This window comes from Nocardioides mangrovicus (assembly GCF_003674065.1).
In the GTDB taxonomy this organism is placed as follows: Bacteria; Actinomycetota; Actinomycetes; order Propionibacteriales; family Nocardioidaceae; genus Marmoricola; species Marmoricola mangrovicus.
Genome location: NZ_RDBE01000006.1, coordinates 670,154 through 685,068, shown reverse-complemented (window position 1 = coordinate 685,068; position 14,915 = coordinate 670,154). Strand labels below are relative to the sequence as shown.

The window sequence follows — 14,915 nt, the reverse complement described above, 5'->3', positions numbered from 1 at the left end:
GGCCGTGAGGATCCCGCACTCGGTGCTGCCGGCCGACCCGCTGGTGCGCAGCCTCGTCACCCAGTCCGTCCTGTCCGCGTTCGGGACGGGCACGTTCCTCACCGGCACCGCGGTGTTCTTCACCCAGATCGTCGGACTCACCGGCGCGCAGGTGGGGCTGGGACTCTCCTTCTCCGCGATCGTCACGGTCGTGCTCTCGATCCCGATCGGCCGCTTCACCGACCGCGTCGGCGCCAAGCGGCTCTGGATCGCCGCCGCCACCTGCGAGGCGCTGCTCTACCTGGCCTGGCCGGCCATCTCCGGCTTCGTGCTGTTCGTGGCCATGCTCTCCGTGCTCGCCGTGGTGGAGGCCTCGGGCCAGTCGGCGCGCAACGTGTACCGGATCGCGGTCTTCCCGCGGGAGACCCGGGTCAACGCGCTGGCGCGCATGCGGGCGGCGCGCAACGTCGGCTACACCCTCGGCGCGGGCGCCAGCGGCGTCGCGCTCGGCATCGGCACCCACGCCGCGATCATCGCGGTGCCGCTGCTCACCGGCTGTCTGCTGCTGGTCAACGCCGGGATGGTCACCCGGCTGCCGCAGCTGCCGCAGGTCGAGCAACCGGCCGCGACGGTGGGGGAGGAGCTGCACGTCGGCGGCCCGGCCTGGCGCAACCTCGGCTTCGTCGCCCTCTCCTTCACCAACGGCGTGCTGACCTCCAACCAGGTGCTGCTCAACGTGGTGGTGCCGCTGTGGCTGGTCGAGCGCACCGACGCCCCGAAGGTGCTGCTGGCCTGGCTGTTCGGCACCAACACCGTGCTCGCCGTGCTGCTGCAGGTGCGCGCCAGCCGGGGTGCGGAGACGGTGCCCGGTGCGCTGCGCGCCGTCCGCCGCTCCGGCTGGGCGTTCGTGATCTCGTGCGGGGTCATCGCCGTCACCCACGACACCGTCGGCTGGGTCTCGATCGTGCTCATCTGGGCCGGCCACGTCACCATCACCGGCGCCGAGCTGTGGCAGTCGGCCTCGGACTGGGGCTTCACCTCCGAGCTCTCCGACCCGCGCCGTCTCGGCGACTACCAGGGCATCTGGAGCCTGGGTCACCAGGTCGAGCCCATCGTCTTCCCCGCCCTCTACACCTTCCTGGCGCTGCAGGTCGGCGCCGTGGGCTGGGCGGTCATCGCCGCCATCGGCGTCGCCGCCGCCGTCGCCTCGCACCCGGCCGCCCACGCCGCCCAGCGCTACGCCGAGCGGTTCGTGGCGCAGCCGAGCCCGACGTAGCGCCGCGGGCCGCGCAGCGCCACGTCGCCGGCGTCCCTACGATGGCCTCGTGATGACCAAGTGACGGCACAGCTCCTCGACGGCAAGGCCACCCTGGCCACCATCAAGGCCGAGCTCACCGAGCGCGTGGCCAAGCTGCGCGAGCAGGGCATCGTCCCGGGCCTGGGCACCGTGCTGGTCGGCGACGACCCCGGCTCGCACTGGTACGTCGGCGCCAAGCACAAGGACTGCGCGGCCATCGGCATCACCTCGATCCGCCGTGACCTGCCGGCCACCGCCACCCAGGCCGAGGTCGAGGCCGTCATCGACGATCTCAACGCCGACCCGGCCTGCACGGGATTCATCGTCCAGCAGCCCACCGGGCTCGACGAGTTCGCCCTGCTGTCGCGCGTCGACCCGGCCAAGGACGTCGACGGCCTGCACCCGACCAACCTGGGCAAGCTGGTGCTCGGCGAGCCCGGCCCGCTGCCCTGCACCCCGGTCGGCGTCGTGGAGCTGCTGCGGCGCTTCGAGGTGCCGCTCAACGGCGCCGAGGTGGTCGTCGTCGGCCGCGGCATCACCGTCGGCCGGCCGCTGGGCCTGCTGCTCACCCGGCGATCGGAGAACGCCACCGTGACGCTGTGCCACACCGGCACCCGTGACCTGGCCGCGCACACCCGCGAGGCCGACGTCGTCGTCGCCGCCGCCGGGGTACCCGACATCATCACCGGCGACATGCTCAAGCCCGGTGCCGCCGTGCTCGACGTCGGCGTCTCGCGAGTCGACGGCAAGATCGCCGGCGACGTCGCCGCGTCCGCCTACGAGGTGGCCGGCTGGGTCTCGCCCAACCCCGGCGGCGTCGGCCCGATGACCCGCGCGATGCTGCTCTCCAACATCGTCCAGATCGCCGAGCAGTCGCTCTGAGCGGCCTCGAGGTGGTCCGCTCGCTCCCGCCGCTGCAGCGGCCGAAGACGATCGGCGGCCTGCTCTACTTCGGCGTCCTCGCCCTCACCGTCGTCGGCCTGGTCGTTGTCGGCGTCTCCAGCTGGCGCCGCGGCATCACCTTCCTGGGCGCCGGCCTGCTGCTCTCGGCCGTGGCCCGCCTCGTGCTCGGCGAGTACGACGCCGGCATGCTCCGCGTGCGCCGCAAGTGGTTCGACGTCCTGCTCCTGGCGCTGACCGGCGCCGTGCTGATCTTCCTCGCCGCGACGATCCCGAACCAGCCCGGGCAGTAGTGGCCGCCGGAGTCCGTTCACCAGGGTGCCTTGGTGAACGGACGGTTCCCACGAGCAACTCATCGCGGGAACCGTCCGTTGGTCGTGGGAACCGTTATCCACAGCTCGCGCAGCAGGTGTTGTCGACCGTCCGTGGGTCCATGAGGCTCTCGGCATGGACCGAACGGGGCTGCTGGACCGCCTGGCCGGCGACTTCGGTGTGTTCACCACGGCGGAGGCGAAGGCGTCCGGGATGGACGGTCGCAGCATCGCGACGGCCGTACGCCGGGGTGACTGGCACCGCATCAGGCGAGGCGCTTTCGTCTCGGGCCCGGACTGGCGGGCGGCCGATGCGCGGACCCGTCACCTGATCACTGCCGCAGCGATCCACCGTTCCTACGGCGACCGGGTCGCTTTCACGCACGCCACCGCTGCCTTGATCCACGGCGTCGACATCTGGGACGTCGACCTCGGCCGGGTCCACGTCACTCGGCTCGATCGTGGGTCGGGCCGCACCGAGCGCGACATCAAGCACCACGAGGGTTTCCCGGCCGGCAACGACGACGTCGTCCGCGTGGGCGGCTGGCTGGTGGTTCCACCGGCGCGCGCCGCTCTGGAGACCGGGATGTTCGCCGGCGCCGAGTCGGCGCTGGTGACCCTTGACTCGGTGCTGCACCTCGGCCTGGCCTCGATGGAGGAGTTGGAGAACCTGTTCGAGGTCGTCGAGCACTGGCCGAAGACGCAGCACCTCCACGTGCCGATCCGGCTCATGGACGGGCTAGCCGAATCGGTTGGAGAGTCGCGATGCCGCTGGATGTTCTGGTGGGGCGGGGTGCCGCGGCCCGTGCTGCAGTACGTGGTGCGCGACGAGCGCGGCGAGATCATCGCCAGGACCGACTTCGCCTGGCCCTTGCGCCGGCTGCTGGGCGAGTTCGACGGCAAGGTCAAGTACGGCAGGACTCTTCGCCCCGGTCAGGACCCGGGCGACGTCGTCTTCGGTGAGAAGGTCCGCGAAGACGCTGCACGCGCCGCGACCCGCTCGCTGATGGTGCGGTTCACCTGGCCCGATCTGGCTCGTCCGGATGAGTCGTGCCGCCGCGTGACACGCCTGCTCGACGCCGTCGCCTGAGCCGCGCTTCCCACGACGGACGAACGGTTCCCGCGGTCAGTTCACCGTGGGAACCGTCCGTCCACCATGGTGCCTTGGGGAACGGACGCCGGGGCCGGCGCCTCAGATCAGGCCCAGCCCCTTCACCGCGTCCCGCTCCTCGGTGAGCTCGGCGACGGAGGCGTCGATCCGGCCGCGAGAGAAGTCGTTGACGTCGAGGCCCTCGACGATGGTCCAGTCGCCGCCGGAGGTGGTGACCGGGAAGGAGGAGACGATGCCCTCGGGGACGCCGTAGGAGCCGTCGGAGACGACGGCCATGGAGACCCAGTCGCCCTCGGCGGAGCCGGTCAGCCAGTCGCGGGCGGCGTCGATGGTGGCCGAGGCGGCCGACGCGGCCGAGGAGGAGCCACGGGCGTCGATGATGGCGGCGCCGCGCTTGGCGACGGTCGGGATGAAGGTGCTCTCCAGCCACTCCTGGTCGCCGACCGCCTCGGCGGCGTTGGTGCCGCCCACCGTGGCGTTGAAGATGTCGGGGTACTGGGTGGCGGAGTGGTTGCCCCAGATCGTCATCTGCTTGATGTCGGTGACGGCCGCGCCGGTCTTCGCCGCGAGCTGGGAGATGGCGCGGTTGTGGTCGAGCCGGGTGAGCGCGGAGAACCGCTCGTGCGGGATGTCGGGGGCGTTGGAGAGCGCGATGAGGGCGTTGGTGTTGGCCGGGTTGCCGGTGACGCCGATGCGGACGTCGTCGGCGGCCACCTCGTTGAGCGCCTTGCCCTGGGCGGTGAAGATCGCGCCGTTGGCCTCGAGCAGGTCGCCGCGCTCCATGCCCGGTCCGCGCGGTCGGGCGCCGACGAGCAGCGCCAGGTTGACGCCGTCGAAGACCTTGCGCGGGTCGGAGCCGGTGACGACACCGGCCAGGCCCGGGAAGGCGCAGTCGTCGATCTCCATGACGACGCCCTCGAGGGTCTTCAGGGCCGGCTCGATCTCCAGCAGTCGCAGCTCGATCGGGGTGTCCTTGCCCAGCAGGTCGCCGTTGGCGAGGCGGAAGAGCAGGCTGTAGCCGATCTGACCGGCGGCGCCGGTGACGGCGACCTTGACGGGGCTGGTGCTCACGAGATTCTCCTCGAGGGTTCGGGTGGGACCGACGCTAGCCCAGCGCCCGCCAAAGCCTCACGGAGCCCCTCACCTCCTCGGCCTACTCCTGCGCCTACTCCTTGACCGCGCCCGAGGTGGTGTTGGTGATCCGCCGCTGGAACACGAAGAACACCACCGCCAACGGCAGCGTCATCAAGGCGGCGGCCGCGAGCTTCACCGGGTACTGGGTGCCCTGGCTCAGCGCCCCGGAGGCCAGCTGGGCGACACCCTTGGTGAGCGTGTACAGGGAGGGGGACTGGCTGGCCACGATGAAGTGGTTGAGCTCGTTCCAGGAGCCCTGGAACGACAAGATCACCGTGGTCATCACTGCGGGCCTGGCCATCGGCAGCACGACGAACCAGAACAGCCGGAAGGTGCCGGCGCCGTCGATGCGGGCCTGCTCCTCGACGCTGCTGGGGATCGACTCGAAGAAGTTCTTCATGATGAAGACGCCGGCCGCGTCGGCCAGCAGCGGGATGATCATGCCGGCGTAGGAGTCGTAGATGTGCAAGGTGTTGATGACCAGGAACTTCGGGATCAGCAGCACCACGTTCGGCACCGCCATCACCGCGACCAGTCCGGCGAAGATGGCCGCCCGGCCGCGGAACGGGATGCGCGCGAGCGCGTAGCCGGCCAGCGACTGGAACAGCACCCGCCCCAGCGTGACCACCACCGTGACCAGCACGGAGTTGGCGAACCACAGCGGCAGCTGGGAGTTCACGAACAGGGTGCGGTAGGCGGCGGTGGTGGGCGTCGCCGGTATCAGCGAGAGGGGGCTGCTCGCGGCCTCGGGGTCGGTCTTGAAGGAGGTGGCGACCTCGATGAGGAAGGGCGCGATGTAGCCGATCGCCAGCACCGCCAGCACCAGGTACGCCCACCAGGCGCCGCGCCGGCGCCTCACGAGCGCTCCCGTAGCAGCCAGCGCTGGCCCAGCGTGAGCACGACGATGATGGCGAAGAGGATGAACGCGATCGCCGCGCCCTGTCCCCACTGCTGGTTGTTGAAGGCCGAGGAGAAGGAGAGGTACGCCGGCGTCAGTGTCGTCTTGGCCGGACCGCCCTGCGTGCCGGTGTAGATCTGGTCGAAGACCTGCCAAGTACCGATGAGGCCGAGGGTGACGACGGTGAACACCGTGGGCCGCAGCTGGGGCAGCGTGAGGTAGCGGAAGCGCTGCCAGGAGTTCGCGCCGTCGATGAGGCCGGCCTCGTCGGTCTCCTCGCCGATGTTGCGCAGCGCGGCGATGAACAACAGCATGAACGTGCCCGAGGTGGTGAAGATCGCCATCGCGACGAACGCGGTCATGGCCACCGAGGGCCCGGCCAGCCAGTCCCACCAGGTGATCCCGATCGCGCCGTGGTCGGCCAGCGCGCCCGGCGCGCTGTCGACGCCGAGCCGCCCCAGCAGCAGGTGCACCAGGCCGTCGGGGTCCTGGAACCAGTTCGGTCCGTGGATCCCGACGAAGGAGAGCAGCCGGTTCACCGCGCCGGTGGTGCTGAACAAGAACAGCCACAGCACCGTGATGGCCACCGAGCTGGTCACCGACGGGAAGTAGAACGCCGTACGCCAAAAACCCCTCGCCCGCAGGGCGCGCTGGTTGACCAGGACCGCCAGGAACAGGGCCAGCGCGGTCTGCAGCGGCACCACCAGCACCACGTAGTAGAGGTTGTTGCGCAGCGACGTGCCGAAGTCGCGCTCGGCCAGTCCGCCGCCGGAGAGGATCGAGCGGTAGTTGTCCAGCCCCACGAAGCCCACGCCGGAGGCGAACGGACTCCCGTTGCCGTGCCAGTCCGAGACGCTGACCCAGGCCGCCATCAGCACCGGCAGCACCAGGAACAGCCCGAGGATGAGGAGCACCGGCGCCACGAACAGCCACCCGTCGCGGGTGTGGTGCAGCTGGATCCGCCGCCGGCCCGATCCGCGCGTCACTGCGTCATCACTGCGTCATCGTGGCCGCGAGGCTCTTCTGCACCGAGGCCAGGATCGTCTTCGGGTCGGACTTGGCCAACGTCTCCAGCTGGGAGTTGAAGTCCGAGACGACGTCGGCCGAGCCCTGGGTGGAGGGCGTGTTCTGGGCGTAGTCGGCCCCGGCGATGAACGGTGCGTAGCCGGGCTGCTGCTGCTGCCACTGCTCGGCCGCGGACTTCACCGAGGGGATGACGCCGAACTCGTCGGCGAACCGGATCTGCTGCTGGGCGGTGGTCAGGTAGTCCACCAGCTTGACCGTGTCGGACTTGTGGCCGCTCTTGGCCGCGATGCCCCAGCAGTTGGTGAAGGCCAGTGTGCCCGGACCCTTCGGCCCGGCCGGCAGCGCGACGACGCGGTACTTCACGTCGGGGTAGTCGCTGGCCATCGCCCCGATCAGCCAGTTGCCCTCGATGGTCATCGCGGCCAGGCCCTTGCCGAAGGCCTCGCCGCCCCAGCCGGCCCCCAGCGTGGAGGAGTACGCCGCGGCCCCGTCGGTGAGCAGCTTCTTGACGTAGTCGAGCGCGGTCACGTTGGCCGAGCTGTCCACCGTGGCCTCGGTCTGGTCGGCGTTGGTCATGCCGCCGCCCGCCTGCGCCATGAAGGAGCCGATGCGCGCGTACTCGGGACTGAAGGTCAGCCCCGCCTTCGCGCCGGAGGAGGCGGCCAGCTTCTTGGCCACGGCGTCGAGCTGGTCCCAGGTGGTGGGGACGTCGGCGTCGGTGAGGCCCGCCTTCTGCCACATCTCGGTGTTGATGACCAGCTGCAGGGTGGAGAAGTCCTTGGGCGCGCAGTAGAGCTTCTTGTCGACCGTGAACGCCTGCACCAGGTTGGGGTAGAAGTCCCCGGTGTCGGAGAGCTTGTCGCCGTAGGCGTACAGCGAGCCGTTGCCCGCGTAGCCGGCGAGCTGGTCGGTGCTGACGTAGAACAGGTCCGGCGGCTTGCCCGAGGCGAAGCCCTGACTCAGCTGCTGGGCCAGGTCGTTGGCCACCGAGACGCTCGCCTTCTTGCCGGTCTGCTTCGACCACGCCGCGACCGCCTTCTTGACCGCCGCGGTCTCGGCGTCCCCGGAGCTGCCGATGAGCACCTTGATCGCGCCCGAGGAGCTCGCGGTGCTGTCGAAGCCGGAGCCCCCGCCGCAGCCGGCGAGAGCGGCCAGGGCCAGGCCGCCGGCGAGGGCGGCGGCGAGGGCCGGACGACGGATCGGACTCATGAGAACTCCTTCATCGGGTGCTCGACCCGCGCACGACCAGCGTCGGCGCGAGCAGGGTGTGGGCGTCGCCGGAGCTGCCGGGGACGTCGCCTCGCAGCTGGCTGTCGACCAGCCGGAGCAGCTCGGCCGCAATGGCCGCGAGGGGCTGCTCCAGGCTGGTCAGTCCGGGGGTGGTGAGGGCGGCGGTGGGGGTGTTGTCGAAGCCGGTGACGGCGACGTCGGCACCGGCGCGCAGCCCCAGCTCCGACAGCGTGCGCAGCACGCCGAGCGCGAGCGTGTCGGAGGCGCAGACGACGGCGGTCGGCACCGGCCCGCCGCGGCGCGGGTGCAGGAGGCGGTGCGCGGCGTCGCGGCCCGCCTCGAACTCGTCGACCACGCCCGCCTGCCGGCGCGCGGGCAGGCCGAGCTCGTGACAGGCCTCGGCCCAGCCGCGGCGCCGGTCGCGGCCGACGTCGGACTCCTCGGGCCAGCCCAGGAAGGCGATCTCCTCGTGACCCTGGGCGGCGACGTGCCGGACCGCGGCGCGGACGCCGGCGGCGCCGTCGACGTCGACCCACGGGGACTCGGAGCCGGCATCGCTCCCGTCGTCCGGGTCGAGGTCGGTGTCCCACGGCCGGCCGAAGCTGGCGAAGCTGATGCCGCGCTCACGCAGCCACGCGGCGCGGGGGTCGTCGCGGTGGGCCCCGGAGAGCACGAAGGCGTCGACGGTGGTGGTCTGGCGCAGCTCCTCGTAGGCGTCGAGCTCGGCGGTGTCGCCGGCCGCCTGGGCCAGGATCAGGTGGTAGCCCAGCCCGGCGGCCGAGGCGGCCAGCGCGTGCAGGAACTGGTCGAGCAGCAGGGCCGCGCGATCGGGCCGCGGCGGCTCCACGCGCACGCCGATCAGCCGCGAGCGCTGGTTGCGCAGGGTGCGCGCCGATCGGTTGGGCCGGTAGCCGAGCTCCTCGACCCCGGCCAGCGACCGCTCGAGGAGGTCCGCGGTGAGCCGCTCGGGGTGGTTGAGCGCGTTGGAGATGGTCTGCGAGGAGGTGCCGACGTGGCGCGCAACGTCGGCCAGCCGCACGCTGCCGTGAGCGGTGGGACCTCGCATGTCGCTCCTTGCGCCGGTGCGGATGTTTAGCGCTAAAATCGTCGGTGTGACGGACGTTACTGAGCAGCGCGCGGTCGCGTCAAGGGTCCTGCAGCCGGCCCTGCACCAGCTGGCCGTGCTGGTTGCGGCCCCCGCCACCGTGCTGAGCGCGCCGGACGGTCAGCTGGCCGGCGGCGTGCAGGGCTGGTACGTCGCCGACGTCCGCCGGCTGGCCCGGCTCGAGGTCTCGGTGGCGGGCAGCGACCTGGAGCTGGTGCGCGCGGAGACCGACGACGCCGGCCGGCACCGTTTCGGCTACGTGGCCCGCGGGCTCGGCGACCCGATCCCCGACCCCACGGTCTTCCTCGACCGCGTCCGCGAGCTGCGCGCCGGCGAGCTGAGGGAGACGCTGAGCCTGACGTCGACCGCTCAGCGACCGGTCGACGTCGAGGTGCACCTCGACGCCCAGCCCGACGACACCCCGGTGGCGCGGGTGAAGACCGGGGCGGCCGAGCCGAGCGGTGCGCCGCGGCGACGCAGCTGGCGGCTGCGGCTCGAGCGCGGGGAGACCCGTAGCGTCACCGAGCGCTTCGAGGCCGAGGCGGCGACCGGCTTCGAGACCGCGGGCTGGAAGCCCGAGATCGCCGTCGAGGCCGACGACCCCGACCTGGAGCGCACCGTGCGCCAGGCCGTCGGCGATCTCGCCGGCCTCATGCTGCGCGAGGGCGAGGACCGCTTCCCCGCGGCGGGATCGCCGTGGTTCCTCACCCTCTTCGGGCGCGACTCGTTGTGGACCGCCCGGCTGCTGGCGCCGTTCGATCCCGACCTGGTGCTCTCCACCCTGCGCGTGCTCGCCCGGCGCCAGGGCGAGCGCGACGACCCCGCCACCGAGGAGGAGCCGGGCCGGATCCTCCACGAGGTGCGCAGCCCCGACCTCGACCACAGCCTGCCGCCGCTCTACTACGGCAGCATCGACGCCACCTCGCTGTTCGTGTGCGCGCTGGCCGACGCCGACGACTGGGGCGCCGACGCCGACCAGGTGCGCTCGCTGCTGCCCGCGGCCCGGCGGTGCCTGAGCTGGCAGCTGAGCGCCTCGGCCGGCAGCGGCTGGCTGCGCTACGTCGACCGCTCGGGCCGCGGGCTGGCCAACCAGGGCTGGAAGGACAGCGAGGACTCCGTCCAGTACGCCGACGGCCGGCTGGCGCAGGCGCCGATCGCGCTGTGCGAGGTGCAGGCCTATGCCTACGAGGCGGCCGTGCGTGGCGCGGCGCTGCTGGCGAGGTACGGCGAGCCCGAGGTGCATGGGCTCGAGGCCTGGGCGGGCGACCTACGCGAGCGGTTCAACGACCGCTTCTGGGTGGGCCACGTCGCGATCGCGCTGGACCGCGACGACCGGCCGGTCGACTCGGTGACCTCCAACATGGGCCACGTGCTCGGCACCGGGATCCTCGATGCGGATCGCGCCCGGCAGATCGCGCGGCTGCTCGCCGGCCCCGAGCTCGCGTCGGGACACGGGGTGCGGACGCTGACCTCGCACTCGCCCCGCTACTCGCCGCTGAGCTACCACGGCGGCAGCGTCTGGCCCCACGACACCGCGATCGCCGTCCGCGGCCTGGCCGCCGAGGGGCTGCACGAGGAGGCCGGGAGGCTGGCGCGCGACCTGCTCGGCACGGCCCCGGCCTTCGCCCACCGCCTGCCCGAGCTGTTCGGCGGCGACACCCCGCCCTCGGCGTACCCCGCCGCGTGCCGGCCCCAGGCCTGGGCGGCGGCCGCCCCGCTCGCCGTGCTCGCCGCCGCCGCGGGCCTGCGCGCGGGCCGGGACGGGCCCGTGGTGGCGGACCGGGTGGACCCGGTGCTCGGTGCCTACACGCTGTCGGGGCTGCGTCACGGCGAGCGGCGGCTGCGGCTGGAGGTGGCCCGCGACGGCCGGGTTATCTTGACGTCAAGATAATGTGCTGAGTAGCGTGGCGGGCGTGACTGATGCCCCGATCATCTACACCCACACCGACGAGGCGCCGCTGCTGGCGACCTACTCGCTCCTGCCGATCATCCAGGCCTTCGCCGGCGCCGCCGGCGTCGCCGTGGAGACCCGCGACATCTCCTTGTCGGGCCGGATCATCGCGCAGTTCCCCGAGCGGCTGAGCGAGGAGCAGCGCCTCGACGACGCGCTGGCCGAGCTCGGCGAGCTGGCCAAGACGCCCGAGGCCAACATCATCAAGCTGCCCAACATCAGCGCCTCGGTGCCGCAGCTCAAGGCGGCCATCGCCGAGCTGCAGGAGCAGGGCTACGACCTGCCCGCCTACCCCGAGTCGCCCACCACCGACGAGGACAAGGACGTCCGCGCCCGCTACGACAAGGTGAAGGGGAGCGCGGTCAACCCGGTGCTGCGCGAGGGCAACTCCGACCGTCGCGCGCCGGCCAGCGTCAAGCAGTACGCCCGCAAGCACCCGCACCGCATGGGCGCCTGGAGCAACGACTCGCAGACCAACGTCGCCCATATGGTCGCCGACGACTTCCGCTCCACCGAGACTTCCGCGGTGGTGGAGCAGGCCGGCGACCTGCGCATCGAGCTGGTCGGCGACGACGGCACCACCACGGTGCTGCGCGAGGCCGTTCCGGTGCTCGAGGGCGAGGTCGTCGACGCGACGGCGATGCACGTGGCCGCGCTGCGCGAGTTCCTCGTGGCCCAGATCCAGCGGGCCCAGGACGAGGGCGTGCTGTTCTCGGTGCACCTGAAGGCCACGATGATGAAGGTCTCCGACCCGATCATCTTCGGCCACGTGGTCCGGGCCTTCCTCCCCGACGTCTTCGCCGAGTACGGCGACGTGCTGGCCGAGGCCGGGCTGAGCCCCAACGACGGTCTGGGCGGCATCCTCAAGGGCATCGAGCAGCTGCCGCAGGCCGCCGAGATCAAGGCCGCGATCGACAAAGCGATCGCCGAGGGCCCCGACCTGGCGATGGTCGACTCCGACCGCGGCATCACCAACCTGCACGTGCCCAGCGACGTCATCGTCGACGCCTCGATGCCGGCGATGATCCGCACCTCGGGTCACATGTGGGGCCCGGACGGCGAGGAGCACGACACCCTCGCGGTCATCCCGGACTCTTCCTACGCCGGGATCTACCAGGTCGTCATCGACGACTGCCGCGCCAACGGCGCCTTCGACCCGGCCACGATGGGCTCGGTGCCCAACGTCGGCCTCATGGCGCAGGCGGCCGAGGAGTACGGCTCGCACGACAAGACCTTCGAGATCGCGACCACGGGCACGGTGCGGGTCACCGACGCCGCCGGCGACGTCGTGCTGGAGACCCCGGTCAGCCAGGGCGACATCTGGCGGATGTGCCAGACCAAGGACGTGCCGATCCAGGACTGGGTCAAGCTCGCCGTCAACCGGGCGCGCGCCTCCGACACCCCGGCGATCTTCTGGCTCGACGCCGACCGCGCCCACGACGCGAACCTGATCGCGAAGATCGAGGCGTACCTCCCCGACCACGACACCAGCGGCCTGGACATCACCATCGCCAAGCCCACCGACGCGATCGCCACCTCGCTGGAGCGCATCCGGCGCGGTGAGGACACCATCTCGGTCACCGGCAACGTGCTGCGCGACTACCTGACCGACCTGTTCCCGATCCTCGAGCTGGGCACCTCGGCCAAGATGCTCTCGATCGTGCCGCTGATCAACGGCGGGGGGCTGTTCGAGACCGGTGCCGGCGGCTCCGCGCCCAAGCACGTGCAGCAGCTGGTCAAGGAGAACTACCTGCGTTGGGACAGCCTGGGTGAGTTCCTGGCGCTCGCGGCCAGCTTCCAGCACTACGCCGACGTCACCGGCAACGCCGGGGCCAAGGTGCTGGCCGAGACCCTCGACCGGGCCACCGCGCGCTTCCTGGACGAGAACAAGTCGCCCTCGCGCAAGGTCGGTGGCATCGACAACCGCGGCAGCCACTTCTGGCTGGCCCGCTACTGGGCCCAGGAGCTGGCCGAGCAGACTGACGACACCGAGCTCGCCGGCCGCGTCGCCGAGCTCGCCGCGACGCTGGCCGAGAAGGAGCAGGCCATCGACGAGGAGCTCATCGCGGTGCAGGGGGAGCCGGTCGACATCGGCGGCTACTACCGCCCCGACGACGCCAAGGCCACGGCCGTCATGACGCCCTCGACCACCCTGGACGAGGCGATCGGGAAGGTCACCGCGGGCTGAGCGCTGCCCGAGCTGGCCGGTAGGGCCGTTCGGCCACGTTCGGCCCGATCAGCGGGGTCTGGGGCGTTTGGGCTGGCAGGCTGGGTGTCGTGTCGTCGCCGTCACCCGCCTCCGGCGCCGGTCCGTCGACTCCGCTGGTCTCGCGGGTGATCGACATCCGGGTGGTGCTCGGGCTGCTGCGCAGCTACTGGCCGGGCCTGGTCGTGGGTGTGCTGCTGGGCGCGGCGGCGGCGTACGTGTACACCGCGACCCAGCCCAAGATCTACGCCGCGGACGCCTCGGGCATCGTGACGACCGGGCCCACCTCGGGTGCCGGCGAGGCCTCGGTGGCCGACCAGGTGGCCAAGTCCCGCGCGGCCTCCTACGTGCCGCTGGCCACCAGCCGCTCCGTGGCGGCGCGCGTCATCGACAAGCTGCACCTGGACACCTCGCCGGCCGCGCTGGTCGGGCAGATCACCGCCAGCAACGACGACGGCACGGTGCTCATCGACATCTCCGCCGTCTCCTCCTCACCGAGCCAGGCCAAGCAGCTCGCCGACGCCTGGATCGAGGCGCTGGCGGCCGAGATCAAGCGGATCGAGGCGCCGACCGACACCACCGCCGCCGCCGAGGACTACGTGCACCTCGAGCCGGTGGAGTCCGCCGAGCTGCCCACCGCCCCGATCTCGCCCAGTCCCAAGCGCAACGAGCTGCTGGGTGTGATGGCCGGTCTGGTGCTGGGCGCCGGCTACGGGTTCGTCCGCTTCCGCCTCGACCGCCGCATCCACGGCTCGAGCGACGTCGCCGCATACGGCGTCACCGTGGCCGGCGTCATCCCCCTCAACTCGGCCTTCGCCAAGCGCCGCGGCGTCAGCGTGGAGAGCGCGCGCGACCTGCGTGCCGACAGCGGTGCGCCCGGTGAGGCGATCCGCAAGCTGCGCACCAACCTGCAGTTCATGGACATCGACGACCCGCCGCGCACCATCGTGGTGACCAGCCCGCTCCCCGGTGACGGCAAGTCGACGGTGGCCGCCAACCTCGCGGTGGCGCTCTCGGCCTCCGAGCGGCCGGTGGTCATCATCGACGCCGACCTGCGCCGCCCGGTGCAGGCCGATTCCTTCGGGCTGGCCGAGGGCGCGGGGCTGACCGACGTGCTCATCGGGCGCGCCACCTTCGAGCAGGTGGCCCAGCGCCCGGCCCAGCACCCGGCGCTGATCGTCCTCGCCGCCGGCCGGGTGCCGCCGAACCCCAGCGAGCTCCTGGGCTCGCGCACGATGGGCAAGCTCTTGGCCCAGCTGGCCGACACCTACACCGTCGTGGTCGACGCCCCGCCGCTGCTGCCGGTCACCGACGCCGCCGTGCTCACCGCCAACGCCGACGGCGCGCTCATCGTGCTCAGTGCAGGCAGCTCCCTCGACGTCCAGCTCGGCGAGGCCATCGGCAACGTCCGGGCGGTCAACGGCCACGTGCTCGGCGTCGTGCTCAATAAGGTCAAGCGCGGCGTGAAGTCGGGCTACTACGGCTACAGCTACGACTACGCCCCGGCCTCGGCGGGACGCTCGGCGCCGCTCTGGCGGCGGTTGGCCGGGCTCGTGCGCCGACCCGGCCGCGGGCTCCGGCCGGGGGAGTCCGGCGCGCTGCTGCCGCTGCCCGCCTTCGAGACGTCGCGCACCGAGACATCGCGCACCGAGACATCGCGCACCGAGCCGGCCCGGATCGAGTCGGCCCGGATCGAGGCGCCCGCCCGCCCGTCACGGCCGCCGAGTCCGGCCAACCGCCCGCCCGGCCCACCGCGACGCTAGGGCG

12 protein-coding genes are annotated in these 14,915 nt (G+C 71.9%); 7 read left to right on the top strand and 5 right to left on the bottom strand.

The genetic code is table 11. From position 1 onward, the window contains the following. Positions 1-4 precede the first annotated feature (4 nt). From D9V37_RS09225 to D9V37_RS09210, 4 genes are all read left to right on the top strand, one after another. On the top strand, positions 5-1,255 hold the full coding sequence (locus tag D9V37_RS09225) for an MFS transporter (protein WP_232524828.1): 1,251 nt from the start codon (positions 5-7) through the stop codon (positions 1,253-1,255). Between the two features lie 60 nt (positions 1,256-1,315). Beyond that, complete coding sequence (locus D9V37_RS09220; protein WP_121805799.1) at positions 1,316-2,158, top strand: bifunctional methylenetetrahydrofolate dehydrogenase/methenyltetrahydrofolate cyclohydrolase; 843 nt, start codon at positions 1,316-1,318, stop codon at positions 2,156-2,158. 11 nt (positions 2,159-2,169) lie between these two features. Beyond that, positions 2,170-2,469 carry a DUF3017 domain-containing protein gene (locus D9V37_RS09215; protein ID WP_121805798.1) on the top strand — a complete coding sequence of 100 codons (300 nt, stop codon included), beginning with the start codon at positions 2,170-2,172 and terminating at the stop codon, positions 2,467-2,469. Positions 2,470-2,623: 154 nt separating this feature from the next. Then, entirely contained in the window at positions 2,624-3,577 is a 954-nt protein-coding gene (locus D9V37_RS09210; RefSeq protein ID WP_121805797.1) for a type IV toxin-antitoxin system AbiEi family antitoxin domain-containing protein, read from the top strand. A gap of 102 nt (positions 3,578-3,679) precedes the next feature. On the opposite strand, the gene D9V37_RS09205 is transcribed toward D9V37_RS09210, so the two are convergent. From D9V37_RS09205 to D9V37_RS09185, 5 genes are all read right to left on the bottom strand, one after another. Then, positions 3,680-4,669 (bottom strand): malate dehydrogenase, encoded by a 990-nt coding sequence (locus tag D9V37_RS09205; RefSeq protein ID WP_121805796.1) that lies wholly within the window; start codon positions 4,667-4,669, stop codon positions 3,680-3,682. A 94-nt stretch (positions 4,670-4,763) separates the two neighbouring features. After that, entirely contained in the window at positions 4,764-5,591 is an 828-nt protein-coding gene (locus tag D9V37_RS09200) for a carbohydrate ABC transporter permease (RefSeq protein ID WP_198412449.1), read from the bottom strand. Then, entirely contained in the window at positions 5,588-6,616 is a 1,029-nt protein-coding gene (locus D9V37_RS09195; RefSeq protein ID WP_198412448.1) for a carbohydrate ABC transporter permease, read from the bottom strand. Before D9V37_RS09195 ends, D9V37_RS09200 begins: the two co-directional genes overlap by 4 nt. A gap of 7 nt (positions 6,617-6,623) precedes the next feature. Beyond that, entirely contained in the window at positions 6,624-7,865 is a 1,242-nt protein-coding gene (locus D9V37_RS09190; RefSeq protein WP_121805795.1) for an extracellular solute-binding protein, read from the bottom strand. A gap of 10 nt (positions 7,866-7,875) precedes the next feature. Beyond that, a complete protein-coding gene (locus D9V37_RS09185; protein WP_121805794.1) occupies positions 7,876-8,952 on the bottom strand; it encodes a LacI family DNA-binding transcriptional regulator in 1,077 nt (358 codons plus the stop codon). Between the two features lie 46 nt (positions 8,953-8,998). On the opposite strand from D9V37_RS09185, the gene D9V37_RS09180 reads away from it, so the two are divergent. The 3 genes from D9V37_RS09180 to D9V37_RS09170 all read left to right on the top strand — a co-directional run bounded on the left by D9V37_RS09180 (position 8,999) and on the right by D9V37_RS09170 (position 14,911). Then, positions 8,999-10,882 carry a glycogen debranching N-terminal domain-containing protein gene (locus D9V37_RS09180; RefSeq protein WP_198412447.1) on the top strand — a complete coding sequence of 628 codons (1,884 nt, stop codon included), beginning with the start codon at positions 8,999-9,001 and terminating at the stop codon, positions 10,880-10,882. Between the two features lie 22 nt (positions 10,883-10,904). Continuing rightward, positions 10,905-13,130: an NADP-dependent isocitrate dehydrogenase gene (locus tag D9V37_RS09175; RefSeq protein WP_121805922.1), complete on the top strand. Its 2,226-nt coding sequence runs from the start codon at positions 10,905-10,907 to the stop codon at positions 13,128-13,130. An 89-nt stretch (positions 13,131-13,219) separates the two neighbouring features. Further along, positions 13,220-14,911 carry a polysaccharide biosynthesis tyrosine autokinase gene (locus tag D9V37_RS09170; protein WP_121805792.1) on the top strand — a complete coding sequence of 564 codons (1,692 nt, stop codon included), beginning with the start codon at positions 13,220-13,222 and terminating at the stop codon, positions 14,909-14,911. Positions 14,912-14,915: the final 4 nt, after the last annotated feature.